This window comes from Stenotrophomonas sp. AB1(2024), from assembly GCF_037482345.1.
Taxonomy (GTDB): Bacteria; Pseudomonadota; Gammaproteobacteria; order Xanthomonadales; family Xanthomonadaceae; genus Stenotrophomonas.
Window position 1 is genome coordinate 1,406,098 of record NZ_JBBHKO020000001.1, and the last position, 22,212, is coordinate 1,428,309.

General features: G+C 67.5%; 20 protein-coding genes and 1 riboswitch. Of the genes, 11 read left to right on the forward strand and 9 right to left on the reverse strand.

Annotation, left to right across the window (positions count from 1 at the left end):
* Window positions 1–6: 6 nt before the first annotated feature.
* The gene (locus tag WIX41_RS06645) at window positions 7–2,673 is read right to left on the reverse strand and encodes a TonB-dependent receptor plug domain-containing protein (protein ID WP_409187338.1); all 2,667 of its coding nucleotides are present in this window, start codon (window positions 2,671–2,673) and stop codon (window positions 7–9) included.
* A 188-nt stretch (window positions 2,674–2,861) separates the two neighbouring features.
* Here WIX41_RS06645 and queD point away from each other — a divergent pair, with 188 nt between their 5' ends.
* The gene (queD, locus tag WIX41_RS06650) at window positions 2,862–3,215 is read left to right on the forward strand and encodes a 6-carboxytetrahydropterin synthase QueD (RefSeq protein ID WP_339446313.1); all 354 of its coding nucleotides are present in this window, start codon (window positions 2,862–2,864) and stop codon (window positions 3,213–3,215) included.
* A 273-nt stretch (window positions 3,216–3,488) separates the two neighbouring features.
* Here the strand turns inward: queD and WIX41_RS06655 are convergent, their stop codons facing one another.
* From WIX41_RS06655 to WIX41_RS06665, 3 genes are all read right to left on the reverse strand, one after another.
* Window positions 3,489–4,577, reverse strand: coding sequence for an alpha/beta fold hydrolase (locus WIX41_RS06655; RefSeq protein WP_339446314.1), 1,089 nt, complete (start codon window positions 4,575–4,577; stop codon window positions 3,489–3,491).
* 392 nt (window positions 4,578–4,969) lie between these two features.
* Window positions 4,970–6,469: a sensor histidine kinase gene (locus WIX41_RS06660; protein WP_339446315.1), complete on the reverse strand. Its 1,500-nt coding sequence runs from the start codon at window positions 6,467–6,469 to the stop codon at window positions 4,970–4,972.
* Complete coding sequence (locus tag WIX41_RS06665) at window positions 6,466–7,188, reverse strand: response regulator transcription factor (protein ID WP_184124568.1); 723 nt, start codon at window positions 7,186–7,188, stop codon at window positions 6,466–6,468. Before WIX41_RS06665 ends, WIX41_RS06660 begins: the two co-directional genes overlap by 4 nt.
* Window positions 7,189–7,334: 146 nt before the next feature.
* On the opposite strand from WIX41_RS06665, the gene msrB reads away from it, so the two are divergent.
* The 4 genes from msrB (at window position 7,335) to WIX41_RS06685 (ending at window position 11,925) form a co-directional block, all read left to right on the forward strand.
* Window positions 7,335–7,838 carry a peptide-methionine (R)-S-oxide reductase MsrB gene (msrB, locus tag WIX41_RS06670; protein ID WP_339446316.1) on the forward strand — a complete coding sequence of 168 codons (504 nt, stop codon included), beginning with the start codon at window positions 7,335–7,337 and terminating at the stop codon, window positions 7,836–7,838.
* A 44-nt stretch (window positions 7,839–7,882) separates the two neighbouring features.
* The gene (locus WIX41_RS06675) at window positions 7,883–9,661 is read left to right on the forward strand and encodes a cytochrome c biogenesis protein DipZ (RefSeq protein WP_339446317.1); all 1,779 of its coding nucleotides are present in this window, start codon (window positions 7,883–7,885) and stop codon (window positions 9,659–9,661) included.
* Window positions 9,662–9,675: 14 nt separating this feature from the next.
* Window positions 9,676–10,413: a peptide-methionine (S)-S-oxide reductase MsrA gene (gene msrA / locus WIX41_RS06680; RefSeq protein ID WP_339446318.1), complete on the forward strand. Its 738-nt coding sequence runs from the start codon at window positions 9,676–9,678 to the stop codon at window positions 10,411–10,413.
* 66 nt (window positions 10,414–10,479) lie between these two features.
* Window positions 10,480–11,925: a PLP-dependent aminotransferase family protein gene (locus WIX41_RS06685; RefSeq protein ID WP_409187339.1), complete on the forward strand. Its 1,446-nt coding sequence runs from the start codon at window positions 10,480–10,482 to the stop codon at window positions 11,923–11,925.
* Between the two features lie 3 nt (window positions 11,926–11,928).
* On the opposite strand, the gene bioD is transcribed toward WIX41_RS06685, so the two are convergent.
* Window positions 11,929–12,609: a dethiobiotin synthase gene (bioD, locus tag WIX41_RS06690; protein WP_339446320.1), complete on the reverse strand. Its 681-nt coding sequence runs from the start codon at window positions 12,607–12,609 to the stop codon at window positions 11,929–11,931.
* Between the two features lie 86 nt (window positions 12,610–12,695).
* On the opposite strand from bioD, the gene WIX41_RS06695 reads away from it, so the two are divergent.
* Window positions 12,696–13,178, forward strand: coding sequence for a GAF domain-containing protein (locus WIX41_RS06695; RefSeq protein ID WP_339446321.1), 483 nt, complete (start codon window positions 12,696–12,698; stop codon window positions 13,176–13,178).
* Entirely contained in the window at window positions 13,175–13,540 is a 366-nt protein-coding gene (locus WIX41_RS06700; protein ID WP_339446322.1) for a TfoX/Sxy family protein, read from the forward strand. Before WIX41_RS06695 ends, WIX41_RS06700 begins: the two co-directional genes overlap by 4 nt.
* A 60-nt stretch (window positions 13,541–13,600) precedes the next feature.
* On the opposite strand, the gene WIX41_RS06705 is transcribed toward WIX41_RS06700, so the two are convergent.
* On the reverse strand, window positions 13,601–14,182 hold the full coding sequence (locus WIX41_RS06705) for a histidine phosphatase family protein (protein WP_409187463.1): 582 nt from the start codon (window positions 14,180–14,182) through the stop codon (window positions 13,601–13,603).
* Between the two features lie 115 nt (window positions 14,183–14,297).
* A riboswitch (cobalamin riboswitch) is annotated at window positions 14,298–14,521 on the forward strand.
* Window positions 14,522–14,639: 118 nt separating this feature from the next.
* Between WIX41_RS06705 and btuB the strand changes: the two genes are divergently transcribed.
* A complete protein-coding gene (gene btuB, locus WIX41_RS06710) occupies window positions 14,640–16,481 on the forward strand; it encodes a TonB-dependent vitamin B12 receptor (RefSeq protein WP_339446324.1) in 1,842 nt (613 codons plus the stop codon).
* 68 nt (window positions 16,482–16,549) lie between these two features.
* On the opposite strand, the gene gph is transcribed toward btuB, so the two are convergent.
* Together gph and WIX41_RS06720 are read right to left on the reverse strand one after the other, a co-directional pair.
* On the reverse strand, window positions 16,550–17,200 hold the full coding sequence (gene gph / locus WIX41_RS06715) for a phosphoglycolate phosphatase (RefSeq protein ID WP_339446325.1): 651 nt from the start codon (window positions 17,198–17,200) through the stop codon (window positions 16,550–16,552).
* A gap of 108 nt (window positions 17,201–17,308) precedes the next feature.
* Window positions 17,309–18,211 carry a LysR family transcriptional regulator gene (locus WIX41_RS06720; RefSeq protein WP_339446326.1) on the reverse strand — a complete coding sequence of 301 codons (903 nt, stop codon included), beginning with the start codon at window positions 18,209–18,211 and terminating at the stop codon, window positions 17,309–17,311.
* Window positions 18,212–18,308: 97 nt separating this feature from the next.
* On the opposite strand from WIX41_RS06720, the gene WIX41_RS06725 reads away from it, so the two are divergent.
* Entirely contained in the window at window positions 18,309–18,947 is a 639-nt protein-coding gene (locus WIX41_RS06725; protein WP_339446327.1) for an NAD(P)-dependent oxidoreductase, read from the forward strand.
* A 32-nt stretch (window positions 18,948–18,979) separates the two neighbouring features.
* Here the strand turns inward: WIX41_RS06725 and dinB are convergent, their stop codons facing one another.
* Window positions 18,980–20,053, reverse strand: coding sequence for a DNA polymerase IV (gene dinB, locus WIX41_RS06730; RefSeq protein WP_339446328.1), 1,074 nt, complete (start codon window positions 20,051–20,053; stop codon window positions 18,980–18,982).
* Window positions 20,054–20,295: 242 nt separating this feature from the next.
* On the opposite strand from dinB, the gene fabA reads away from it, so the two are divergent.
* Window positions 20,296–20,811 (forward strand): 3-hydroxyacyl-[acyl-carrier-protein] dehydratase FabA, encoded by a 516-nt coding sequence (fabA, locus tag WIX41_RS06735; RefSeq protein WP_093535600.1) that lies wholly within the window; start codon window positions 20,296–20,298, stop codon window positions 20,809–20,811.
* The gene (fabB, locus tag WIX41_RS06740) at window positions 20,811–22,019 is read left to right on the forward strand and encodes a beta-ketoacyl-ACP synthase I (protein WP_339446329.1); all 1,209 of its coding nucleotides are present in this window, start codon (window positions 20,811–20,813) and stop codon (window positions 22,017–22,019) included. The genes fabA and fabB overlap by 1 nt, the downstream gene beginning before the upstream one ends.
* Window positions 22,020–22,212 lie beyond the last annotated feature (193 nt).

The following is a 22,212-nucleotide window of genomic DNA, read 5'->3' on the forward strand; positions in this document are numbered from 1 at the left end:
CCCCTCTTAGAAGCGATAATCGAAGCCTACGGTGAAGTAGCGGCCGCGCAGGTCGTACTGGCTGAAGTCGTACGGCGCGCGGATGCCGGGGAACGAGGCGTCGTAGGGCGGTTCCTCATCGGCCAGGTTCTGGATCTTCGCGTACAGGGTCAGCTTCTCCAGCCCGGTGTAGGCCAGGTACAGATCGAACTGGCTGTAGGCATCCACCCGATCCTGCACCGCCGCCGCTGCGGCACTGGCCTTCTGGTCGTAGCCGCTGGTGTAGTACCAGGTCAGCGCGGTGCGGAAATCGGCGTAGGTCCAGTCCAGCGTGGTGGTGGCCTTGTTCCTGGGCAGGGTGGCGCTCAGGTTGCTGCCGGCGTAATCCACCAGCGGGCCACCCACCACGGTGGGGCGGCGGTAATCGCGCACGTGGGTGAACGCGGTGGACAGCGAGAAGTCGCCCGCCGCTTCGGTCGGGAAGCGCTGGCGCAGTTCCACGTCGAAGCCGGAGGTCTTGAGCTCGCTCAGATTCTGGTAGCGGTTGAACACCGCCAGCAGCTTGCCGCGCTCATCACGGGTGACCGCACCGGGCACATCGTCGGTGACCAGGGTCTGGGTGTTGTTGGTGCCGACCAGGTTCTCCAGTTCGATGCGGTAGTAATCCACGCTCAGGCTGGTGTTGGACCACGGCGACAGCACCAGGCCCAGGTTGTAGCTCCTGGTGCGCTCGGGCTTCAGGTCGCTGTTGCCGACGGTGAAGAAGGTCGGGTTCTGGCGCGAACCGGGCACGTCCGGATCGCGCGGGTCGATCACGCTGCCGTAGGCGATGCTGGTGCTGTTGGAGTTCTCCGACAGCGACGGCGCACGGAAACCCTTCGATGCCGCGGCACGCACCAGCAGGATGTCGAACGGCTGCCAGCGCAGGCTCAACTTGGGCGAGAAGGCATCGCCGAAATCGCTGTAGTGGTCGGCACGCGCGGCGGCCTGCAGTTCCAGGCGCTCGGCCAGCGGCACGTTCACTTCGGCGTAGGCGGCAGTGACCTTGCGCTCGCCATGCACTTCGGCGATGGCCGGGCGGATCTGCAGGCCCGCGTCGATCTGCCACGGGTTTTCCGAATCCAGCTTTTCGCGGCGCCATTCCAGGCCGGCGGCGAAGCCGATCGGGCCGGCCCAGGTGCTGCCCAGCCCGCCGGAGATCTTGGCGTCCACGCCCTGCAGTACGGACTCGGCCGGGCGCAGGGTGCTCAGGTTGATGCCATCGATCACCGACTGCGGGGTGGCCGACGGATCGAGAAGGTTGTAGCTGCCGGTGGCCAGTGCATCGGCCAGGGTCCAGCGGTTGGCAAAGCCGCCGGAGACGGTTTCGCGCTCGCTGCTGCGTGCGCCGAACGCGCCCACTTCCCAATCCCAGTCCTGCAGGCTGCCGCGCAGGCCGAACACGCCGCGGTAGGCGGTGGAGCGGTTGGTCTTGAAGGTCGGGCCGAGGTTGAAGAAGGTGTACTCGATCGGGATGGCGCGGCCGTACGGGTTGAACGGGCTGCTCGCCGGCAGGTTGGACGACACCGGCTCGGCCAGGCCGGTATCGGCGTTGAGCGCGAAGCGGCCGCTTTCCAGGGTGAAGAACGGGCTGCTGCCGAACCACGACACGCCCTTGATCTCGCTGTAGATCACTTCGCCGAACGCTTCCACGTTGTCGTTCACCTTGAAGGTGCCGTTGACGTAGGCCTGGTAGCGCTTGGTCGAGGGAATCAGCGTGGTGTACGGCGCCAGGTTGTAGCCGCAGGTGTCGCCGGCCAGGCCGTCGATCGGCGCGCTGGGCACCAGTGTGGTGTTTTCCGGGCACTGCCCGTTGGCGTCGAGCATGGGCACCGAGGTGCCGTCGACCAGGAAGCGCGCGCCCTTGGCCGACCAGCCGTTCCAGCGGCCGCCGGGCTTGTCGGTGTAGATGCCGGATTGGGTGAGGTCGCGCTGGTCCTGGTCCAGGCGCTCGCGGTTGTAGCCTTCCAGGCTGACCAGGATGTTGTAGCCGTCGGCCTCCAGGTCGCCGATGCCGCCGATGAACTTCAGGTTCTGCTCGTCCAGGCCGCCCTGGTCGGCGGTGCCGACGCTGCCGCCCAGTTCGGCCCCCTGGAAGTTCTGCCGGGTGATGATGTTGACCACGCCGGCCACCGCATCCGAGCCGTACACGGCCGAGGCGCCGTCCTTGAGCACTTCGATGCGCTCCACGGCGACCATCGGCAGCGCGTTGAGGTTGACGAAGGTGTCGGACAACCCGCCGGCCGGGAAACCGTAGTTGGCCAGGCGACGGCCGTTGAGCAGCACCAGGGTGTTCTTCTGCGACAGGCCACGCAGGCCGATGCCGGCCGAACCCGAGGCCCAGCCGTTGTTGGTGGTTTCGTTGTTGGCGTTGCCGGTGTTGGCCGAGATCGAGCGCAGCAGGTCGGCGACGGTGGCCTTGCCGGTCGCTTCGATCTCCTGGCGGCCGATCACCTGCACCGGGTTGGCCGTCTCGGTGTCGGTGCGCTTGATGTTGGAGCCGGTGACGCGCACTGCGGCAAGGGTGGTGCTCTCGCCACTGGCGGAGGGGTCGGGGCTGGCATCGGTACCAACGGCGGAGTCGAGGGCAAACGCGGACAAAGGCGTAGCCAGAGCGGCGGAAAGGGCCGCCACAAGAAGGGTGTGCTTGGGCATGAACTCAATGGGGGTGGTGGACGACGAGTTCCGCAGTAGTCCATGCCAAGGGCTTAACGAGCCAATAACATCGCTTCATGCGGATATAACGAAAAGTAACATCTCTTCATCCGGATGGATATGTTTTTGGTTGCAACCATTCCAGCCGGTGGTCCAATGCGTTGCGGTACAGGCCTTACAATGCGCGCATGGAAATCTTCAAAGTCTTTACCCTCGAAGCGGCCCACCGCCTGCCCAACGTGCCGCCGGGCCACAAGTGCGCGCGCCTGCACGGCCACTCGTTCCGGGTGGAACTGAAGGTCGAGGGCGAGCCGGGCGAACACACCGGCTGGATCATGGATTTCGGCGACGTCAAAGCGGCCTTCCGGCCGATCCATGACCGCCTGGACCATCATTACCTCAACGACATCCCGGGGCTGGAGAACCCGACCAGCGAACGCCTGGCGATCTGGATCTGGAACGAGCTCAAGCCCACCCTGCCGGCGCTGAGCGAGGTCACGGTGCACGAGACCTGCACCTCCGGGTGCCGCTACCGGGGCTGAGTTTTAGACCCAACCGGTTGTTCCTGAACGGTTTTCATTGAATCCGGACCGTTTCGGCAATTTATTGTTGCAATGCATCACGATCGGCGTATGCTGCATTGCATCAAGCAGAATTTGCGTGGGTCCCTCCCCCCACGCAATCCCAAGACCCGACAGAACCCTCCCTCTGTCGGGTCTTTTTTTTGGGGGTTTGATTGATCCGGATCAATCAACCATGGGCCCATTGGGATCTGGATCAATCAACCAGCGCATTTGGATGCATGGTCGCGATGGTTACCGCGCCAGCGGGCGCACGATCTGGACCAGGCTCAACAGCGTTTTTCCGGGCTCTTCCCACGGCACCATGTGCGCCGAGTGTTCGAACCATACGCCCTGCTTGAACGGTGCCTGCACGTGGTTCAACCAGCGCTCGGTCGGTGCGGTGGGCGTGGTGTAGTCATGGCGGCCCATGAACATCACCACCGGGATCGGGAAGCGGGTGACCGGGTTGAAATCCACCTTCAGCATCTGCGGCAGCAACGGCCCAAGCGACAGCACACTGCCCTTGTCGATGTTGCAGCGGTCCGCATCCGTGTAGTCCGGCGACAGCTTGGCCGCGCCGAAGTAGTACTTCGAGTCATCGCGGTACGCCGTCAGCCCGCCGTAGTACTGCGGCCACGTGCGCGCGGTGATGATCCGCTCGCGCGTGATCGGCGTGTTGCCCGGGTACGGTGCGATGGCCTCCAGCTCGGCCACGGCCTTGGCATTGCCGTGTGCCTTTGCCTGCGCCAAGCCGTAATCGAAGCTGATCTTCTCGTTCTCCACCTGGTTGATGATCTGCCCGATCCCCACGTACGCGTGGAACAGGTCCGGCCGCTTCAGCGCCGCCTGCATCGCCACGATCGTGCCCCAGCTGTGCGCCATCAGGATCACCTTGCGCTGGCCCAGGTGCGTGCGCAGGTGCTCGGCCACTTCGATGGCATCATCCACGTAGCGTTCGATGGTCAGCGTCGGCGCGATGGCCTCCGGCGACGCTTCGGCGTAGGTCTTGCCCGCGCCGCGCTGGTCCCAGTCCACCACCGTGAAGTATTCCTCCAGCGGCCGCTGGAACTGCCACAGGCTGGGCGTCACCGGGCTGGCCGGGCCGCCGTGCACGAACAGGATCACCGGGTTGGTCCGGTCCTCTCCGCGGATGGTCAGCCACTGTTCCACCCCGCCAATCGGGGTGGCGTACTGTTCCTGGATGCCGTTCGGTGTGGTGATCCGTTGCAGGTCGCGTACCACCGCGCGTGCCGGTTCCAGCGCTGAAGTGTCCGGGCAGGATTGGGCGAATGCAGACGGGGTGACGGACAGCAGCAGGGTCAAGCAGACGAGTGCGCGCATGAAACCTCCGGATGTGCGGGGCCTGTGGTGGGTTGATCCCAATCTACGGACATTACGTAACAATTCGTAGCCCCGGCCGTTGGCCGGACACCGCGCGCAGCGCGGCCCAAGCATCCGGAGCACGGTATGCCGTCGCCGCGGCACTGCATCCAGGCGTCAACCCAGAACGAAACCGTGTATCAGGCGCCATGAACGCCTGACGGCTTCTTCGGAACGTGTAAACGTCGGGATGATGGCCGCGAGCAATACGCAACCGGCTTCGGACGCTTGGGCCGCGCTGCGCGCGGTGTCCGGCCAACGGCCGGGGCTACGAATTGTTGCGTGCCCATTGGGATCGGGATTAACCAACCATGGGCCCGGAACCGTTACGGGCCCATTGGGATCTGGATCAATCAACCTTGGGCTCCGGATACATTCCCGGCAGACCCCCATGCACTCGGCAGCGAGAACACGAACAACGCGCCCTCGCGGCTGTCCAGCAGTTGGATCTGGCGTTGGTGCAGCTGCAGGATGCGATGCACGATCAACAGCCCCAGCCCGCCACTGTCCGGCCGCTGGCTGCCGAACGCCGGTGCCGTGTGGAACAGGTCCTCGCGCCGCGCCGCCGGAATGCCCGGGCCGGTGTCGGCCACGCTGACCTGTACCTCACCCTGCGCGGCCTGCAGCGTCACCGTGATGCGGCCGCCTTCGGGGGTGTGCCGGATCGCGTTGTCCAGCAGGTTGGTCAGCACCCGCTCGATCAGCGCCAGGTCCGCGTCCACCCCCGGCAGGCCGGGCGGAATGTCCGCCGCCAGCGTCTGTCGCCGCGCCTGCGCGGCCAGCTCGAATTTCTGGAATACGTCCTGCACCAGGTCCGGCAGCGAGAACGCCTGGCGGTCCAGCACCACCCCGCCGTGCTCCAGCCGCGCCAACTCGAACAGCGCCTGGGCAAGCCTGCCCACCTTGTGGCTCTGCGACAGCGCGATGCCCAGGTAGCGCTGGCGTTCTTCGGCGCTGAGCGTGGCGTCCTTCAACGCCAGTGTTTCCAGGTAGCCATGCAGCGACGACAGCGGTGTGCGCAGGTCGTGGGAAATGTTGGCCACCAGCTCGCGCCGCTGCAGGTCCTGCTGGCGCAGCTGCTGCCATTGCTCGCCCAGGCGCTGGCCCATGTGCCCGAAGCTGTGCTGCAGGATCGCCAGCTCGTCGCGCTCGCCGCTGCGCAGCGGCGTGGGCGGCAACGCCTGCGCCGGCGCTGCGGCATCCACGTCGAACGCCTGCACGCGCCGGGTCAGCTGGCGCAGCGGCCGGGTCACCCAGCGGAACGCCACCGCACCGGCCAGCAGGCCGATGCCGGCCACGATCGCCAGCGACCACAGCGTGGTGCGCAGCGTGGCATTGGCCGCGATGTTGGCCGCCAGCGCCTCGCGCTGCTCGCCCACCAGCACCACGTAGATGTAGCCGGCCTGGCGCCCCTGCACGAACAGCGGAGCCGCGTTGAACACCTTGCGCCCAGTGCTGCTGCGCGGGTCATCGCCGAGGATCGGCAGCGGGTCATCGCGCAGCAGTGCCTGCACCGGCGCCAGGTCCACGCGGTCGCGCTTCAAATGGCCGGTGGGCGCGTCGTGGCCAAGGATGCGGCCCTGGTCGTCGAGCAGGTACACCTCCACGCTGGGGTTGACCGCCATCAGCTTGCCGAACAGCGCGCGCACCTCACCGGTGCGCATGCCGCTGCCATCCATCAGTTCGCCGCTGCGCGCGATGTGCTCGGCCAGCCCGCGCGACAGCCGCTGCACGGTTTCCTGCTCGTGCAGGGTGGTGCTGCGCATCTGGATCGCCATCAGCGCGCCGCAACACACCAGCAACAACGCGAAGAACGCCACCGACAACCGCTGCGACAACGACAACCGGATCATGCCGCTGCGCCTTCGCTGCCATCGACAAGCTTGTAGCCGCGGCCCCATACGGTCTGGATGCGCTGTGGCGAGGCCGGGTCGCGCTCGATCTTGTTGCGCAGCCGGTTGATGTGGGTATTCACCGTGTGCTCGTAGCCATCGTGCTGGTAGCCCCAGACCTGGTTGAGCAGGTCCATGCGCGAATACACCTGGCCGGGGTGGCGGGCGAAGAAGTACAGCAGGTCGAATTCGCGCGGGGTCAGTTCCAGCGCGCGCCCTTCGACCTGTGCGGTGCGCGCCACCGGGTCGATGCGCAACCCGGCCACGGCCAGTTCACCAGCATCGATGCGCGCGTTCTGCGCCATCGCCTCCACCCGGCGCAGCAGCGCCTTGACCCGCGCCACCAGCTCCAGCATCGAGAACGGTTTGGCCAGGTAATCGTCCGCGCCCAGTTCCAGGCCCAGGATGCGGTGCACTTCGCTGGCGCGTGCGCTGGTGATGATGATCGGGGTGTAGCGCGCCATGCCGCGCGCGCGGCGGCAGATTTCCAGACCGTCCACGCCGGGCAGCATCAGGTCCAGCACCAGCGCGCTCCACGGCTGCGCCTCCAGCAGGGCCAGGCCCTCGTCGCCGGTGGCGGCGTGGGTGACCTCATAGCCCTCGTCGCGCAGGTGCATGCGCAGCAGGTTGGCGATGTGGACGTCGTCTTCGACGATCAGGACGCGCTTGGCACTGCTCATTGGCACGGTGACGGGCAGCAGGAAGGTGAACGCATTGTGGCCAGATCCGGACCTGAATGTGTCACGGAAAATTTAACCCTGCGTGAGGATTCGTTGATCGGCCCGGGCGCAGCATGGCCCCATCGTTTCCAGACCGGGAGATCGCCATGCGTTGTACCCGCCGCAGACTGCTCGGCATGGGCGCCATCGGCGCCGCGGCCGGCCTGTTCGGGCTGACCGCCTGCAGTGGTTCGGCGCCGGCCGCGCCGGCACCGACGCGCCGCTTCGAGGTCATGCGCACCGATGCGCAGTGGCGCGAGCAGCTCAGCCCGGCGCAGTACGCCGTGCTGCGCCGGCAGGGCACCGAGCGCCCCTTCAGCAGCCCGCTCAACAAGGAACACCGGCGCGGCACGTTCACCTGTGCCGGGTGCGCGCTGCCGTTGTTCTCCTCGTCCACCAAGTTCGACAGCGGCACTGGCTGGCCCAGCTTCTGGGCACCGTTGCATGACGCCGTGGGCGAGGACCGCGACACCACGCTGGGCATGCTGCGCGTGGAAGCGCACTGCCGGCGCTGTGGCGGGCACCTGGGCCATGTGTTCGATGACGGACCGCGGCCTACCGGGCTGCGTTACTGCATGAACGGCGTGGCGATGCAATTCGTCGCGGCTTGATTTTTACGTTGCCGGCCAACGGCCGGCGCTACCAAGGATGCTCCATGTTCCTGCTTGTACTTGCCTACCTGGGCGGCGTTTTGACCATCCTCAGCCCGTGCATCCTGCCGGTGCTGCCGTTCGTGTTCGCGCGCTCGGACCGTCCATTCCTGCGCAGTGGCCTGCCGCTGCTGGTCGGCATGGCGCTGATGTTCGCGGTGGTGGCCAGCCTGGCCGCGGTGGGCAGCCAGTGGGTGGCGCAGGCCAACCAGATCGGGCGCTGGATCGCGCTGGTGGTGATGGCGCTGTTCGCGCTGGCGCTGCTGTGGCCGGCGCTGGCCGATCGGTTGTTGTCGCCGTTCCATCGCCTGGGGGCCCGGCTGAGCGCATCGGCCGACGCGGCCTCCGATGCCGGTCGCGGCGGCGTGGGCACCGCGCTGTTGATCGGCGTGGCCACCGGCCTGTTGTGGGCGCCGTGCGCCGGGCCGATCCTTGGCCTGATCCTGACCGGCGCGGCGCTGCAGGGTGCCAGCGTGGGCACCAGCGGGCTGCTGCTGGCCTATGCGCTGGGCGCGGCGACCTCGCTGGCGCTGGCGATCTGGATCGGCGGACGCGTGTTCACTGCGCTCAAGCGCCGCCTCGGTGCGGGCGAATGGATCCGCCGCGCACTCGGCGTGGCCGCACTGCTGGCGGTGGTGGCCATTGCGATGGGTTGGGACACTGGCGTGCTCACCCGGCTGTCGTCGGTCAGCACCGCGCGGCTGGAACAGGGCCTGCTCGATGCCCTGCCCGGCCAGGCGCCCGACGCGGGCCCGGCGATGATGATGCGCGCTGCCGACGCCCCGGCCGGTGCGGAGCTGCCGGTTGAAGGCACGTTGCCGTCGCTCGAAGGTGCCACCGGCTGGCTCAACAGCCCGCCGCTGACCGCCGAGGGCCTGCGCGGCAAGGTGGTGCTGGTCGATTTCTGGACCTACTCCTGCATCAATTGCCTGCGCGCCCTGCCCTACGTGCGCGAGTGGGAACAGCGTTACCGCGACCAGGGTCTGGTGGTGATCGGCGTGCATGCGCCGGAGTTCGCCTTCGAGCGCAACCAGGGCAACGTGCAGCGCGCGGTGAAGGAACTGAAGATCGACTACCCGGTGGCGATCGACAATGAGTTCGCGATCTGGCGTGGCTTCAACAACCGCTATTGGCCCGCGCATTACTTCATCGACGCACAGGGGCGCATCCGCGCCCATCACTTCGGCGAAGGCAACTACGCGCAGTCCGAACAGATCATCCGCCAGCTGCTGCGCGAAGCCGGTGCGACATTGCCTGACGAACCGGCACAGGCCATGGCGATGGCGGGCACCGCGCCACGCGCTGGGGTGGAACTGCAGGCCGACATGTCCAACCTCAAGTCGCCGGAAACCTACCTCGGCCATTCACGCGCGGAGAACTTCGCCTCGCCGGGCGGTCAGCGCCGCGATGCCTCCGCCGATTACACGCTGCCGGCTGCGTTCGCGTTGAACCAGTGGGCGCTGGCCGGGCGCTGGACGGTGGGCGACGAAGACGCGCAGCTGCAACGCGCCGGCGGCCGGATCGCCTTCCGTTTCCATGCCCGCGACCTGCACCTGGTGCTGGCACCGGGCGCAGATGGGAAGCCGGTGCGGTTCCGTGTGCGGATCGATGGCCAGGCGCCCGGTGCATCTGCCGGTGGCGATGTCGGCGCCGATGGCAGCGGCACGGTCAGCGAGCACCGCCTGTACCAGCTGATCCGCCAGTCCGGCGATGTGGGCGAGCGCACCTTCGAGATCGAGTTCCTCGACCCGGGCGTGCACGCCTACGCCTTCACCTTTGGTTGAACCAGGAGGCACCCATGCGAGTTTCCCTCGACAAACTGGTGGCCGGCGGCATTGCCGCCGCCATCGCCGCGCTGACGATCAGCGCCGTGGTAAGCCTGGACCGCCCGGCACATGCGGCGCCGGCCGAAGCGGTGGTCGCGGTGCCCGCACCGGCCGGCCCAGCCGATCCCACGCTGCCCGGCAAGCGTGCACAGGTGGTGTTCGCCGGTGGCTGCTTCTGGGGCGTGCAGGGCGTGTTCCAGCACGTCAAGGGTGTGGAAAACGCGGTGTCCGGCTACATCGGCGGGCAACCGGCCGATGCCACGTATTCGCGCGTGAGCGGTGGCGGTACCAGGCATGCCGAAGCGGTGCAGGTCACCTACGACCCCAGCCAGGTGAGCTACGGCCAACTGATGCAGGTGTTCTTCTCGGTGGCGCACGATCCCACCCAGCTCAACCGCCAGGGCCCGGACAGGGGCACGCAGTACCGTTCGGCGGTGTTTGCCGACGACGCCACGCAGCGTGATGCCACCCGCGCCTACATCGCGCAGCTGCAGAAAGCGCGCGCGTATGCCGCGCCGGTGGTGACCACGGTCGATGGCGGCAAGCCGTTCGTTGCCGCCGAGGGCTACCACCAGAATTACCTGACGCTGCATCCAGAGTCGCTGTACATCCGCATCAACGACCAGCCCAAAGTGGCAGCGCTGCAGCGGATGTACCCGCAGCTGTACCGCGAGAAGCCGCGACTGGTCTCGACGTTGTCGGCGCGGTGAGCGGTATGGCCGTTCCGATCCGTCTTGCAGGACATCCGGGTACAGGGCACGATACCGGCGACCCTCATGGTTACAGATCCCATGGCCGCCAACCTCTACCAGTTCCTGGCCGACGAAATGGCCGACGCCATCCACACCGGCCGCCTGCCGGCCGGTGCGCGCCTGCCTTCCCTGCGCGGGCTGGCGGCGCAGCGCCAGCTCAGCCTGAACACGGTGATTGCCGCCTACCGGCAGCTGGAAGACGCCGGGCTGGTCATGCCCCGGCCCAAGGCCGGCTTCATCGTCAGCGCGCGCCTGCCCGAACCCACCCGTTCACTGCGCCAGGTGCCGTCGCTGGCCACCACCCAGACCCAGCAGCTGATGATGGCCCGGGTGCTGGATGCCCAGCGGCAGCCGGGTATCGTCGACCTGGCCTTCGCCGGGCCGCGTGGTGAGCGCTTCTACCCCGCCGCGCGGCTGGCCCGCGCCACCGCCCAGGTGCTGCGCCGCACCCCGGCCATGGTGCGCACCTATGCGCGCCCCAACAGCGCGCGACGGCTGCTGGAACAGATCGTGCGGCGCGGCCCGCGGCTCGGCCTGCACACCACGTTGGAGCGGCTGGTGCTCACCCATGGCGCGATGGAAGCGCTGCAGCTGGCGCTGCGTGCCGTTACGCAGCCGGGTGATGCGGTCGGCATCGAAGCGCCGTCGTACTTCAACCTCTACCCACTGCTGGGCAACCTCGGCCTGAAAGCGATCGAACTGCCCACCGACCCGCGCGAGGGGCTCGACGTGGATGCCGTGGAAGCGCAGCTGCAGCAGGGCACGCTGGCCGCGATCGTGGCCATGCCCAGCGTGCACAACCCGCTGGGCTGCACCATGCCGGTGGCGGCCAAGCAGCGCCTGGCCGCGCTGGTGAACCAGTACCAGGTGCCGTTGATCGAAGATGCGGTGTACGCCGAGCTGCAGTACCAGGAACCGCTGGCACCGCTGCTGAAGGCGTTCGATGAGGACGGCTGGGTGATCGTGGTCAACGGCTTTTCCAAGACCCTGGCGCCCGATTACCGGATCGGCTGGCTCGATGGCGGGCGCTTCACCGCCGACATCCAGCTGCTGAAATTCCAGTCCACCGGCGCCGAATCGCAGCTGCTCGGCGAAGCGGTCGGCGCGTTCCTCGAAGCCGGCAGCTACGAACATCACCTGCGTGGCCTGCGCCGGCTGTACCGCGAACAGGTCGGCCGCGTCCGTGCACTGGTGGCCCAGCACTTCCCGCCGGGCACGCGCGCCACCCAGCCCAGCGGCGGCTTCCTGCTGTGGATCGAACTGCCGGCGGGCGTGGATACCGGTGTGCTGTTCGAACAGGCGCTCGCAGAAGGCGTGGTGTTCATGCCCGGCCAGGTGTATTCGCGCGGCGCACGCTACCGGCACTGCCTGCGGCTGTCGTGCTGCCAGGACCTGGACGCGCGCTACGTGGCGGCCATTTCCAGCGTCGGCCGGCTGGCCACCGCGCTGCTGGTGCAGGCGCGCGGCTGACGCTCAGCCCAGCAGGTGCCTGGCCAGCTGCGCGGGATCGGCGCCCGGTGCATACGGCAGTCGCCCCCAGAACGGCAGCGGCAGGCGCGCGCGCAGCAGCGCGAGGTTGTCGTCGATGCGTTCCATCTGCGGGTCCACCTCGTTGGCGATCCAGCCGATGCAGGTCGCGCCACTGGCGGCGATCGCCTGCGCGGTCAGCCGTGCATGGTTGAGGCAGCCCAGCCGCAGGCCCACCACCATCACCACCGGCAGCTGCAACGCGTGCACCAGGTGGGCCTGGTCCAGCGTGGTCGACAACGGCGCCAGCCAGCCACCCACGCCTTCCACCACCACCGTGTCGGCCTGCGCGCGCAGGCGTGCGAAGGCCGCTTCGATCGGGGCCAGCGAAAGCGTCACCCCCGCAGCGGCGGCCGCCAGTTCCGGGGCCAGCGGCAGCGGCAACGCATAGGGGTTGAGGTCGGCATAGGCCGGGCTGGGGTCGCTGGCCGCCAGCAGCGCGGTGGCGTCTTCATTGCGCAGGCCGTCGGCGGTCAGCGCGCAGCCGCTGGCCACCGGCTTCATGCCCACCGCGCGATGGCCGCGCTGGCGCAGCGCGTGCAGCAGGGCGCAGCTGCTGAAGGTCTTGCCGATACCGGTATCGGTACCGGTGACGTAGAAGGCAGCAGGGGAGGCAGGGGACGACATGGCCAGACCGATGAACAGGGGCGGTCATTATCAGCGTTCCGCCGCCGGGCAGTCCGGCTGCCGGCCGCCCTTGCTAGACTGCGGCCATGTTCGATACTTCCACGCTCACCGGCAGCAAGCCGGAACAGTACGGCCAGCTGCTGGCCCAGGCCCGCGCCCTGGTGCACGGTGAACGCGACCGCATCGCCAATGCGGCCAACCTGTCGGCGCTGGTCTACCACGCCCTGCCGCAGCTGAACTGGGTGGGCTTCTACTTCTTCGACGGCACCGAACTGGTGGTGGGGCCGTTCCAGGGCCTGCCAGCCTGCGTGCGCATTCCGCTGGACAAGGGTGTGTGCGGTGCGGCCGCCTCGCAGCGCGCCACCCAGCGCATCGAGGACGTGGACGCCTTCCCCGGCCACATCGCCTGCGATTCGGCCTCGCGTTCGGAACTGGTGGTGCCGCTGGTCAAGGGCGACACGCTGATCGGCGTGTTCGACCTGGACAGCCCGGTGCCGGCCCGCTTCGATGCCGACGACCAGGCCGGCCTGGAAGCGATCGCGGCGGTGTTCGTCGAGGCACTGGGATGAGCACCAAGCTGCGCAACATCGGCCCCAAGAGCGCCGCCTGGCTGCGCCAGGTCGGCCTGCGCACCGCCGAAGACCTGACCGCCGCCGGTGCGGTGGGCGCGTTCGTGAAGGTACGCCGTGCCGGCTTCAAGCCCAGCCTCAACCTGCTGTACTCGCTGGAAGGTGCGCTGCAGGACTGCCACTGGCAGGAACTGCCTGAAGCACGCCGCACCGAACTGGTCGCCGAGTATGAAGCGATCATCGCCGACAAACCGCTGAAGAAAGCGCCGCCAGCGTCGGGGCCGGTGTATGACCGCACGGTGGTCAGCGAAGACGACGGCGACGAAGCCCCGTTCGAATCGGACAACGAAGACCGGACGTAGAGCCACGCCCTGCGTGGCTGCATGAACCCGGCACCGCGCGCAGCCACGCAGGGCGTGGCTCTACACCGCCTGCTGCAGCTCGAGGAGCTCTCCCCACAGTTCACCGTCTTCGCGCTCCACGCGCAGTCGCACGCGCGTCCCATGGTCGATCCGCAGCGCCCAGCACATCGCCATCGGCAGGCCGCACACCTGCGACAGCACCATGCGCAGCGGCCCGCCATGGCTGACCACCAGGGTCGGCACCGGCTCGGGCTCGTCCAGCAGCCGGTGCAGCGCACGCGCAATGCGGCGCTCGAAATGCCCCCAGCTTTCGCCGTGCGGCGGCGGGTTGGCATGCGGGTCCAGGTGGAACGCCTGCAACGCCTGCATCGGCAGCGCGTCCAGCGGCTGACCGTCCCAATCGCCGAAATCCAGTTCCTCCCATTCCTCGTCGGCGATCACCTCCAGCCCGCGCGGCAGCGCCAGCGCATCGGCCGTGACCCGTGCCCGCGCGCGGGGCGAGCTCAGCACGCGTTCCCATTGCAGGTGCGCGTAGCGCGCGCAGATCAGGTCGCTGCCGTCTCCGTCCAGCGGTGGATCGGTACGCCCATCCAGGTGGTCGTCGCGGCCGGTGGCGGCATGCCGGATCAGATCCAGGATCATAGGTACTGCAACCACGTCTGTTTCATGGGAACCACGTCATAAAGCGAGGCGCATTCTAACCGCTCACGCCACATCGCCCCCGCCCGGCACTGCGCCGGCGGCCAGGCTTTGCTCTACACTGCGCGCACTTTCAGGTGACCTGCGGCGCAAGCCGGCAGGTTGAAACGGGAAGCCGGTGACGCAACAGGTCCTTCCTGCTGCCAGCCCGGCGCTGCCCCCGCAACGGTAAGCGTGGAAGCCAGGCAATACGCCACTGTGCGCAGGCATGGGAAGGCGCCTGGTGCGATGGTCCGCCATCGGCCCGCGAGCCCGGAGACCGGCCTGGAACACGACTGGTTGCGATGCGGCGGGCATGGCGGCGGCAAGCGGCGCCGTGCGCCCGCCCACCGTCCCGTGCTCCCGTTGACCGCCGCCCCTTCCCCAGCCGCGCGGGCGTGCGCGGTGCTTGGAGTCAACGATGAAGCTGCAGATCCGTGTCCTTTCCCTCGCCGTGCTGTCGGCGCTGCCCCTGCTGGCCGCCGCACAGGACGAGGCGACCGCGCTGGACCAGGTGCTGGTCACCGCCACGCGTACCTCCATCGCCCTGCAGGACAGCATTTCGCCGGCGCAGGTGATCGACCGTGCCGAGATCGAGCGCAGCCAGGCGCCATCGCTGCAGGACCTGCTGCGCGGCCGCGCCGGCATCAACCTCAACAACAGCGGCGGGCTGGGCAAGCAGAGCTCGCTGTTCCTGCGCGGCACCAATTCGGCCCACACCCTGGTGCTGGTCGATGGCGTGCGCATCAACACCGGCGACCTGGGCCTGGCCATGCTGCAGGACCTGCCGCTGGCGCAGATCGAGCGCGTGGAAATCGTGCGCGGTCCGCAATCCAGCCTGTACGGTGCCGACGCGATCGGCGGCGTGATCCAGATCTTCACCCGCCGCAACGCCGGCGACTTCGCCCCACACCTGCAGCTGGGCGGCGGCAGCAACGGCCTGCGTGAGGCCAGCGGTGGCTTCGGCGGTACCGGCGCGCGTGGCTGGTTCGGCACCGATATCGCGTACCAGCACACCGACGGCATCAATTCCTGCCGTGGCGATGCGGCCACCTTTGCCGGGTGCGGTGCCGATGAGCCCGACCGCGATGGCTACCGCAACCTGTCGATGAGCCTGCGCGGCGGCTACACGCTGACCAACACGCTGAGCGTGGAAGGTACCGCGCTGCGCGCCGAAGGCGAGAACCACTACGACGGCTACTACAACCATTCGGAAACGCTGCAGCAGGTGCTGGGCGGCAAGGTCCGCTACACGCCGAGCGAACGCTTCACCCTGACCGCCAACGTCGGCCGCGCCGACAACGAGTCCGACAACTACAACGACAGCACCTGGCTGGGCGCGGCGCAGACCCATCGCGACAGCGCCTCGATGCAGGCCGACGTGGGCCTTGCCGAGGGCCAGCTGCTCAGTGCCGGCGTGGACTGGAGCCAGGACAACCTGGACGGCAGCAGTGCCGGCTATCTGGTTGACAGCCGCGACAACACCGGCGTGTTCGTGCAGTACCAGGGCCGCTTCGGCGCGCACCACCTGCAGGCCAGCGTGCGCAACGACGACAACGAACAGTTCGGCAACCACACCACCGGCAGCCTCGGCTGGGGCATGGAGCTGGGTGGCGGCTTCCGCCTCAACGCCAGCTACGGCACCGCGTTCAAGGCACCGACCTTCAGCGATCTGTACGACCCGTGGAGTGGCGTGCCGGGGCTGGATCCGGAGAAATCCAGGAGCGCCAACGTCGGCATCGCCCAGCAGGGCGACGGCTGGCGCTGGGGCCTGGATGTGTATGAAACGCGCATCGATGACCTGATCACCTACGACGCCACCACGTTCATGATGACGCAGGTGGAAAAGGCGCGTATCCGCGGGGCCGAGCTGACCGGCTCGCTGGCCGTGGCCGGGTTTGATTTCAGTGCGCAGCTGAGCCACGCCGACCCGCGCAACCGTACCGACGGCAGCGCCCAGTTCGACAACTGGCTGGCACGCCGCGCGCAGGACACCGCGCGCCTGGACATCGACCGCCGCTTCGGCGGCTTCCGCGCAGGTATCACCGCGTTCGCTGCCGGCAAGCGCTACGACAATGCCGACAACAGCGTGCGCCTGGCCGGCTATGGCACCGTGGACCTGCGCCTGGAGTACGCGATCAACCGCGACTGGTCGGTGCTGGGCCGGGTCAGCAACGTGTTCGACCGCCAGTACGAAACGGTGGCCTGGTACAACCAGCCGGGCCGTGAGTACCGCTTGAGCGTGCGTTACCAGCCGAAGTAACCCGGCGTTGGCCGGCATCGCGAGGTGCCGGCCAACGGCCGGCGCTACCGGGTCCGGGCTCGGCCGCTCTACAACCCGGGCAACGCCCGCAGGTCGTCCACCACCGTCACCGCGTCCACCGTCTCCAGGTCCAGTCCCCGCGGATACCCATAGCGCACCAGCGCCACCGGCATGCCCGCGTCCACCGCGGCGCGGTAGTCGGTGATGGAATCGCCGACCATCAACGCAGCGCCCGGCGCCACGTTGAATGCGTCCGCGATATGCCGGAGCGGCACCCCACTGGGCTTGCGCTCGGGCAGCGAATCGCCGCCCAGCACCGTCTTGAAGTAGTCCTGCACCCCCAGGTGCGCCAGCAGCGGCGCGACCATGGCCGCAGGCTTGTTGGTGCAGATCGCCAGGGCCACGTTGCGCGCGCGCAATGCTTCCAGCGCCGGCACCACGCCGTCGTACAGCCGCGGGCTGCGCAGCAGGCAGGCTTCGTAATGGCGCATGAAACCGGGCATGACCCGGGCCAGGTCGATGTCGCTGCCTGCAGCGTTGAAGGCCTGCTCAACAAGGCGTCGAACGCCATCACCGATCCAGGTCAGCACCGTAGCCTCAGGCACGCGCGGCAGCTGCCAGTCTTCAAGCGTACGGTTGAGCGCCTCGGCGATATCCGGTGCGCTGTCGACCAGCGTGCCGTCCAGATCGAAGATCACCAACGGGTAGGGATAGGACAAGGCAAGGGTCGCTTCTAAACATGGGGAACACCGATTGTAGAGCCACGCCCTGCGTGGCTGCGTGCAGCCGGGCACCGCGCAGAGATGCGATACCAGGATCGCGACGCGTCAGATCCGCGCCAGGAACTCCTCCCCCGAAAACCGTTCCACCAGAAAATCCAGGAAGCTCCGCATCAACGCCGGCAGCTGCCGCCGCGAGGCATACACGGCGTGGATGCCCATCTCCTCCACCTGGTATTCGGGCAACACCTCCACCAACTCACCCGAACGCAGCAACGGCGCGATCTGATACGTCGGCAACATCGCAATACCCGCACCCGCACGCACCGCCTCCAACAGCAACGACGCCTCGTTGGCACTGATGTTGCCGCCCACCGCCACCGAAACCGCGCGCCCGTTCCGCTGCAGCTGCCACACGCTCTTCCCCACGTAGTGGTGCGTGAGACAGTTGTGCCCGGCCAACCCGTCGACACTGGCCGGCCTACCCCGCTCCGCCAGGTACGAAGGTGCCGCACACAGCACCGACCGGCACGGCGCCAGCCAGCGCGCGATCAGGCTCGGATCGATCGCACGCGAAATCCGCACCGCCACATCCATCCGCTCCTCCACCAGATTCACCACCCGGTCCACCAGCAGCAGTTCCACCCGCGTCAACGGATGCCGCCGCACGAACTCGGCCACCGCCGCCGCCAGGTGCAGCTGCCCGAACGACACGCTGGCGGTGACCCGCAGCAGGCCATGCGGCTCGGGATTGTCGCTGGCCACCTCGCCCTGCAGCTCATCACCAATGGCCAGCATCTGCCGGAAGCGCAGCAGCGCCGCCTCCCCAGGCCCGGTCAGGCTGATCCGCCGCGTGGTCCGGTGCAGCAACCGCGCCCCCAACCAGGTTTCCACCTCGGCCAGATAGCGGCTCACCATCGCCCGCGACATGTCCAAGGCCTCCGCCGCGGCGGTGAGGCTGCCGCGCTCGGCCACTTCCACGAACACATGCATCGCCGTAAGCCGGTCCATTTGATCGATCCGCGCAACAAATTAGGCCGTTATACGCGGTTTTTCGTCCGCTTTCAGGCGCATATGCTGGCCTTCCTCCCTCAACGGAACTTGCCCCATGAAGATCGCCCTCGTCGGTGCCACCGGCAACATCGGCCGTGAAATCACCCGCCAGGCCCTGGCCCGCGGCCACCAGGTCACCGCCATCGTCCGCCGCGACAGCGGCCTGCCCACCGAGCTTGACGGCGCCCAACTGGCCGTCGCCGCGCTCGACGACACCGACGCCCTCGCCGCCGTGACCGCCGGCCACGATGTACTGGCCAGCGCGTTCGGCCCGCGCCCGGGCGATGACCCGGCCACCATCACCACCGTCACCGCCGAGCTGGTCAAGGCCGCGCGCCAGGCCGGCGTGCCGCGTTTCCTGATGGTGGGCGGTGCCGGCACGCTGGAAGTCGCCCCGGGCGTGCAGCTGGTGGATACCGACGGGTTTCCGGATGCGTACAAGCCGGTGGCCCTGGCCGCGCGCCAGGCGTTCAACCTGCTGCAGAAGGTGGATGACCTGGACTGGACGTTCTATTCGCCGGCCGCCGAGATTGGTCCGGGGCCGCAGAAGGGTGGTTTCCGTACCCAGGCCAAGCAGTTCCTGACGGGCGCCGATGGCCACAGCCGGATCAGTTACGCCGATTACGCCGATGCGTTCGTGAGTGAGATCGAGAAGCCGCAGTACGCAAAGCAGATCGCCACCGTCGCGTACTGAGCACACCCTGTACAGCCACGCAGGGCGTGGCTCTACAGGTCGTCGAACAATCCGGGTTGGCTTATCGGCTCACGCTCTCGGAATCCCCCCAGGCCCACGCCCACCAACCGATAACGCGTCTCCGCCGGCAGAGCCACGCGGGCGCGCAGCGCCAGCGCGATATCGCGCAGCTCCTCCAGCGTTTCCGGCGGCGATTCCGGCGTGAAACTGCGCGTGATGATCCGGAACTGCGACGTCTTCAACTTCAGCACCACCGTGTGCCCCACGCGGTCGGTTTTGCGCGTGGCATTCCACGTCTTGCCCGCCAGCTCCACGATCGCCGGTTCCAGCGCCTCCAGCGGCAAATCCTCCGCGAACGTGTCTTCCGACGAAATCGACTGCACCGGCTGGTCTGGTTCCACCGGGCGCTCATCGATGCCCCGCGCGCGACGGTACAGGCTGGCACCAAAACTGCCGAAGCGCCCTTCCAGCTCTTCCAGCGGCACCGCACGCAGATCGCCCACCGTGACGATGCCCAGCTCCGACAGCTTGCCTTCCATCACCTTGCCCACGCCCGGTACCCGCTTCACCGGCAGCGGCGTGAGGAACTGCTCGATCCGGTGCGGCGGCACCACGAACTGTCCGTCCGGCTTGCGCCAGTCCGAGGCGATCTTGGCCAGGAACTTGTTCGGCGCGATCCCCGCCGACGCCGTCAACTGCGTTTCCTCCCGGATCTGCGTGCGGATCAGCGCCGCGATCTCCGTCGCCACCGTCATGCCCCCCTTGTGCGCGGTGACATCCAGGTACGCCTCATCCAGCGACAACGGCTCCACCAGGTCGGTATGCCGCAGGAAGATCTCGCGCACCTGCCGCGATACCGCCTTGTAGCGAACGAAATCCGGCGGCACGAACACCGCATCCGGGCACAACCGTTCCGCACGCATTGCCGGCATCGCCGAGCGGACCCCGAATACCCGCGCCTCGTAGGATGCCGCGCACACCACCGAGCGCGCCCCCTTCCACGCCACCACCACCGGCAGGCCGCGCAGCAACGGATTGTCGCGCTGCTCGACCGACGCGTAGAACGCGTCCATGTCGACGTGGATGATCTTGCGTTGTGCGGACACGGCGGCGGCTCAAGGGCTGAAGCGGCAGGAACAGATGAACAAGATTACAGCCACACGCCTGGGTATGGTCTTTTCATAACAAGGACATGCGATTTTGAAGCTGAAAACACTACGCCAGCGTACGGTTAAAACGTTTGATTGAATGGAAATTACTCTGCACTCTTGGGTGCTTTCAACGGCAACAAACCGCCGCCTCCGGGCCGGCGACACCCGATGTCACCTTCTTCAGGATTGCGTTTTCCATGACACGTCTCAACGCGTTCTCGCGCGAACAGCTGCTGGCCAGTGCCCGTGGCGAACTGTTCGGGCCGGGCAGCGGTCGCCTGCCCAACGATCCGATGCTGATGTTCGATCGCATCACCGACATCCGCGATGACGGCGGTCCACATGGCAAAGGCTACGTGCGCGCGGAACTGGATATCCGCCCCGACCTCTGGTTCTTCGGCTGCCACTTCATCGGCGACCCGGTGATGCCCGGTTGCCTGGGACTGGACGCGATGTGGCAGCTCACCGGCTTCTACCTGACCTGGCTGGGCGCACCCGGCCGTGGCCGTGCACTGGGCTGCGGTGAAGTGAAGTTCACCGGGCAGGTACTGCCCGACGCCAAGCTCGTCACCTACGAAATCGACATCACCCGCGTCATCAACCGCAAGCTGGTCATGGCGCAGTCCGATGCCCGCATGCTGGTCGATGGCCGCGAAATCTATACCGCCAAGGACCTCCGCGTAGGTCTGTTCACTTCCACCGAGAACTTCTGATGCGTCGCGTCGTCATTACCGGAATGGGCATTACCTCGTGCCTGGGCAACGATCTGGACACGGTGTCCTCCGCGCTGCGTGAAGGCCGCGCCGGCATCCGCAATCTTCCCGACCACGCAGAAGCGGGCTTGCGCAGCCATGTCGGCGGCAACGTCGAGCTGGACCTGGATGCGCAGATCGACCGCAAGCTCAAGCGCTTCATGAGCGATGCCTCGGCGTACGCCTACATCGCCATGCGCGATGCCATTGCCGACGCCGGCCTGGACCAGGCGCAGGTGGTCAACCCGCGTACCGGCCTGATCGCAGGTTCCGGCGGCGGCTCCAGCCAGTGGCAGGTGGAATCGGCCGATATCCTGCGCGCGCGTGGCGTGCGCAAGGTGGGCCCGTACATGGTGCCGCGCACGATGTGCTCCACCGTGTCGGCCTGCCTGGCCACCGCGTTCCAGATCAAAGGCCTGAGCTATTCGCTGTCGGCCGCCTGCGCCACCTCCGCGCATTGCATCGGCGCTGCCGCGGACCTGATCCGCCACGGCGCGCAGGACGTGATGTTCGCCGGTGGCGGTGAAGATCTGCACTGGTCGATGAGCGTGATGTTCGATGCGATGGGCGCGCTGTCCACCCGCTTCAACGAGACCCCGGCCACCGCATCGCGCCCGTACGACAAGGACCGCGACGGCTTCGTCATCGCCGGTGGCGGCGGCATGCTGGTACTGGAAGATTACGACCACGCGGTGGCGCGCGGCGCACGCATCCATGCCGAGCTGGTGGGCTACGGCGTCACCTCCGACGGTGCCGACATGGTCGCCCCGTCCGGTGAAGGCGCGGTGCGCTGCATGAACATGGCCATGCAGAACATCAGTGGCCCGATCGACTACCTCAACACGCACGGCACCTCGACCCCGTTGGGCGATGTCACCGAGCTGAAGGCAGTGCGCGAAGTGTTCGGCGAATCGATTCCGCCGCTGTCTTCGACCAAGGCGCTGTCGGGTCACTCGCTCGGTGCGGCAAGCGTGCACGAAGCGATCTACTGCCTGCTGATGATGCGCGATGGCTTCATTGCCGGCTCGGCCAATATTGGCGAACTGGACCCGGCGGTGGAAGGTTTCCCGATCGTGCGCGAAAGCCAGGACATGCAGTTGAACACGGTGATGTCCAACAGCTTCGGCTTTGGCGGCACCAATGCGGCGCTGGTGTTCGCGCGGGTGTGATTCCGCGTGGCGTCGACATGAGAAACCCGGCCATGCGCCGGGTTTTTCATTGTTGGAACGGTTGCGAGACACGCCGATACCCCATGCCGCGGCCGGGGACGCATGACCTCTGCCGGAGACGCGCTTTCGTTTCAGGTCCATGCCCCAATGAACCCGGCACCGTCACCGGCAGTCGATCGGGATGCGACCCTAC

Coding starts and splice junctions, on each gene's coding strand:
- WIX41_RS06645 (WP_409187338.1), bottom strand. CDS start 2,673: ATGCCCAAGCACACCCTTCTTGTGGCGGCCCTTTCCGCCGCTCTGGCT.
- queD (WP_339446313.1), top strand. CDS start 2,862: ATGGAAATCTTCAAAGTCTTTACCCTCGAAGCGGCCCACCGCCTGCCC.
- WIX41_RS06655 (WP_339446314.1), bottom strand. CDS start 4,577: ATGCGCGCACTCGTCTGCTTGACCCTGCTGCTGTCCGTCACCCCGTCT.
- WIX41_RS06660 (WP_339446315.1), bottom strand. CDS start 6,469: ATGATCCGGTTGTCGTTGTCGCAGCGGTTGTCGGTGGCGTTCTTCGCG.
- WIX41_RS06665 (WP_184124568.1), bottom strand. CDS start 7,188: ATGAGCAGTGCCAAGCGCGTCCTGATCGTCGAAGACGACGTCCACATC.
- msrB (WP_339446316.1), top strand. CDS start 7,335: ATGCGTTGTACCCGCCGCAGACTGCTCGGCATGGGCGCCATCGGCGCC.
- WIX41_RS06675 (WP_339446317.1), top strand. CDS start 7,883: ATGTTCCTGCTTGTACTTGCCTACCTGGGCGGCGTTTTGACCATCCTC.
- msrA (WP_339446318.1), top strand. CDS start 9,676: ATGCGAGTTTCCCTCGACAAACTGGTGGCCGGCGGCATTGCCGCCGCC.
- WIX41_RS06685 (WP_409187339.1), top strand. CDS start 10,480: ATGGTTACAGATCCCATGGCCGCCAACCTCTACCAGTTCCTGGCCGAC.
- bioD (WP_339446320.1), bottom strand. CDS start 12,609: ATGTCGTCCCCTGCCTCCCCTGCTGCCTTCTACGTCACCGGTACCGAT.
- WIX41_RS06695 (WP_339446321.1), top strand. CDS start 12,696: ATGTTCGATACTTCCACGCTCACCGGCAGCAAGCCGGAACAGTACGGC.
- WIX41_RS06700 (WP_339446322.1), top strand. CDS start 13,175: ATGAGCACCAAGCTGCGCAACATCGGCCCCAAGAGCGCCGCCTGGCTG.
- WIX41_RS06705 (WP_409187463.1), bottom strand. CDS start 14,182: ATGATCCTGGATCTGATCCGGCATGCCGCCACCGGCCGCGACGACCAC.
- btuB (WP_339446324.1), top strand. CDS start 14,640: ATGAAGCTGCAGATCCGTGTCCTTTCCCTCGCCGTGCTGTCGGCGCTG.
- WIX41_RS06720 (WP_339446326.1), bottom strand. CDS start 18,211: ATGGACCGGCTTACGGCGATGCATGTGTTCGTGGAAGTGGCCGAGCGC.
- WIX41_RS06725 (WP_339446327.1), top strand. CDS start 18,309: ATGAAGATCGCCCTCGTCGGTGCCACCGGCAACATCGGCCGTGAAATC.
- fabA (WP_093535600.1), top strand. CDS start 20,296: ATGACACGTCTCAACGCGTTCTCGCGCGAACAGCTGCTGGCCAGTGCC.
- fabB (WP_339446329.1), top strand. CDS start 20,811: ATGCGTCGCGTCGTCATTACCGGAATGGGCATTACCTCGTGCCTGGGC.